The 3,148-nt window shown below is 68.9% G+C and carries 4 protein-coding genes and 1 pseudogene; 1 reads left to right on the top strand and 4 read right to left on the bottom strand.

Going from position 1 to position 3,148, the window contains the following annotated elements:
• A pseudogene (locus ACIQ8B_RS32915) lies at positions 1–150 on the top strand (IS5/IS1182 family transposase); the annotation flags it as partial.
• A 728-nt stretch (positions 151–878) separates the two neighbouring features.
• Here ACIQ8B_RS32915 and ACIQ8B_RS32910 read toward each other — a convergent pair.
• From ACIQ8B_RS32910 to ACIQ8B_RS32895, 4 genes are all read right to left on the bottom strand, one after another.
• Complete coding sequence (locus ACIQ8B_RS32910) at positions 879–1,094, bottom strand: hypothetical protein (RefSeq protein WP_403552001.1); 216 nt, start codon at positions 1,092–1,094, stop codon at positions 879–881.
• 476 nt (positions 1,095–1,570) lie between these two features.
• Positions 1,571–1,885, bottom strand: a complete 315-nt coding sequence (locus ACIQ8B_RS32905; protein ID WP_403551999.1) for a hypothetical protein — start codon at positions 1,883–1,885, stop codon at positions 1,571–1,573.
• Positions 1,886–2,157: 272 nt separating this feature from the next.
• Positions 2,158–2,559 (bottom strand): hypothetical protein, encoded by a 402-nt coding sequence (locus ACIQ8B_RS32900; RefSeq protein ID WP_403551997.1) that lies wholly within the window; start codon positions 2,557–2,559, stop codon positions 2,158–2,160.
• Positions 2,556–2,957, bottom strand: a complete 402-nt coding sequence (locus ACIQ8B_RS32895) for a hypothetical protein (protein WP_403551995.1) — start codon at positions 2,955–2,957, stop codon at positions 2,556–2,558. Before ACIQ8B_RS32895 ends, ACIQ8B_RS32900 begins: the two co-directional genes overlap by 4 nt.
• Positions 2,958–3,148: the final 191 nt, after the last annotated feature.

The following is a 3,148-nucleotide window of genomic DNA, read 5'->3' as shown; positions in this document are numbered from 1 at the left end:
CACAACCGGGACCACACGAAGATCCGCAGCCTCGGCGAACGCGCCATGGCGATCCTCAAGTCCTGGCGGCTCCTGCGGAAGCTCCGCTGCAGCACCATCCGGATCACAACCGTCGTCCGAGCCGCCGTCGCCCTCGAACTCGCCACCTGATCAAGATGGAAAAGGCTCATTACCCAGCGTAAGCGGCCCGCATTCGAGCGACCAGGCAGTTTCCCGAAGCCTTCGATGCCCTCGTGTCCCCGGCCGGGCGGGGGTGTTGGTGGTCCTCGCCGTAGGTCCGCCCGCAGCAGCAATCCTCATCCCTGTAGTCAAGCCGACAATCTGACGTACGAGTGGGTCGCCGTAGCGCGGGTGGCGTGAGGTCAGGATTGGTTGGCGGCTCGGCGTTCGTGCCAGCGCCGTCGTAGCCAGTCTCCGGATTCTCCGACCGCGACCAGCAGTGCAGCTGAGGCGGCGCAGCGTGGGAGGGTGGTGGGCTGGCCGGTGGTGTGGCTGAGCAGCCAGAGGATGAGCGTGAACGCGGCCCACCAGAGGCTGACTGATCCGATCTCGCGCCGCCAGCGCGGTGGCCTCGTCATCAGGCGGTGTTCGCCGTACGGATTGCCGCGATGGCCGCGACGGCGCACCCGGTCACGGCCACGATGCCCGCGACCGCGGTGGCAGCGAAGGTGATTGCCGGTGAGGCTCCGGCCATACGCGGGATCACGTTGAGGGGTGCGACGGCGTACGCGTCCGGCACGCTGTGCGGCCGGGGCGACACCCGGGCGAGCGCGCCCTCGCGGCTCACCCGAACGCTGATCCCGGGCTGCGGGGCGGGCCGATCGCACTCGGGCGACGGTCCGCCAGGACTTCCGCGCCAAAAGGCCGCACCGACCGCCTCACGTCTGCCGTCTCTCGTCCCCGGCCCGGCCCCGGCCGCGCTCTCCCCACCGGGTCACGACGCCCGCCAGCGTCGTGGCGAGCACGAGCGGTCCGGCCACCCAGACCATCAAGGTCACCGGCCAGTCGGGGCGCCCGCCGACCACCTCGAAGATCTTCATGGCGGTCAGGGACAACCCCGTCAGCACCATGCCCAGCCCCCAGGCGCGGGCCATCCACGCGGACCCGGCAGACCTGTGCGTGGGCGTCGGGGACCGGCGCGGCAACAGCATCGGCCGCCACCCCTGCCAGGCACACCCCACCCCCACGGCCAGGACAAGCACATCCACGGCTCGCTCGAACACCCCGACCCCCCAACTCGTCGCCTCGGCTTCCGCGTCCGTACTGTTCAGGCACTCGCGGCAGAAAACCATGATCGATCCGCCGCGTCCACTCCGCTGTCGCGCCGGACTGGAGTCGACCGGCCTGATCGAGTGCGCCGCGACCCTTGTGACCCGCGGCGCCGTGCAGGGCGTACCTGCGCGACGGGAAGGCCGCCGGAGTCCTGGCGCTGCTGTGTGTTCGCCTCGGTCCATCAAGTCCCTGCGGCATACACACCCTGTTCCGGAACAAAGATCACTCGCTTCCGGACCGCCGGACGCAGTTCAAGGAAGCGAGTAGACAAACACCTACCGAGGGTTTGCTGTCCTGATCACTGCGCGCTACGACGTTGCCGGTGACCGGCCGTGCGCTGGCCTACCGCGATCACGAGGATGCCGGTCACCATGAGTACGCTGCCGGTCAGGGTGCCCCACTGCCGGGTGTCGAGGTCGTTGGTCATCAGCCCGAAGGCCGCTTGACAGCAGAGCGCGATGGCAATGACCAACTGCCCCCAGCCGTAGAGCTGCGGGCGGGTGACGTGTTTCCGGCTCGTGGGAAGCACCCATCCGCGGGTGAGCGCCGCGATACCCGAAGCGGCGATGAGCAGCGCCAGCAGAATGACGGGTATGCCGAGGTAGAGCCTCATGTTCCCTCCTTACAAGCCGGATCCATGCCGGACATCTGCGTGATCATGGCATCTCTTGGGGTGCCCGTCCATGAGCCTGCTTCCGGGTGGTGCTGACCGGGGAGGGCACTGACGAGCGGGCTGATGGAGCTGCTGGGCTGCGACAGCGTGAACCTGACCGAGATGATCACGCACCAGCGGCACGGCCGCCGACGGGTGCCCCGGCCGACGCCGCACAGCCGCGGTGATGCCGGGCCCGGGCTCGGAGCAGGTGCTTTCACGGCCTGGGCACGTCAGACCGGGTGCACCGGCGGCCGGGCGTGCCGTCCGGTACTGCGCTGCTGTTGCCGTTGCACGATCCATCGGACGAGGGGCAGCAGGCCCAGCCATAGCACCAGCATGACCGGCACGCCCGTGAAGAGGCCCACAGCCGCGGTCGGGAGCGCGCACAGGGCTGCTCCGGCCGCTTCGTTGCCCCTGGTCACGAGTGTGGCGGGCAGGTCCCACACAACGTGGCGCCGGGCCCGGTCCAAGGCCGTGACACCCGCGTACAGGCCGTACGCGCCGCCGCTGATCACCGCCAGGGCGAGCGCGCACATGAAGACCGGCTCGCCCTCCGGGGTATCGGCGGTCTCCTGGAAGACTTTGCCCTGCCGTACCGCGGTCACGTAGTCCCGCCGCAGCGTGACCGTCACGTGGTCACCTGGACGCAGGCGTTTGAACAGCGGCTCGGAGGCGCCCATATCGATGCTGCGGGGCACCTGCGCGGACCGTTCAGGTACAGCGTGTACTCCGATGACTTGTTCTGTTCCTTGATCACCGTACGGGTCACGGTCGCCTCGAACGAGCGCAGGCAGTCGTCATGGGGAGAGGACAGGGCGGTGCAGGAGGTCGCGGTTCCGAACGCCTTCTCGTCCTCGATCAGGCTCGGCACGGTGGCCAGCCCCGTAGCACCGACAAGGAGCATCACGACTCCGAGCAGCGCCGCGCACAGCCCCCACACGCGACGCCAGACTGTACGTCCCCGGACGGTTCCCGGCTCCGGAGGCAGGCTCAGGCGGTGGCCCAGGAGCGGGTCATCGCGCGGCGGCATGACGGTGCTCCCTCACCCGTCCTACCAGGGTGAGCACGGCTACGGAGACGGTCGCCGCTGCCCCTGTGGCCAGCGCGTCCGCGACGTAACGGCCTAACGAGCTCGTGCATAGTAGGCAGGGAGGTGTCGAGCTTCTGATCGTCGATCATGGTCGTGTGGTGGGAAACGCATCTCGTGCAGCGATCATCAGT

This window comes from Streptomyces sp. NPDC096105 (assembly GCF_044763335.1).
Lineage (GTDB): Bacteria > Actinomycetota > Actinomycetes > Streptomycetales > Streptomycetaceae > Streptomyces.
The sequence above is the reverse complement of the archived record's forward strand: the minus strand, read 5'-3'. Positions and strand labels throughout refer to the sequence as shown.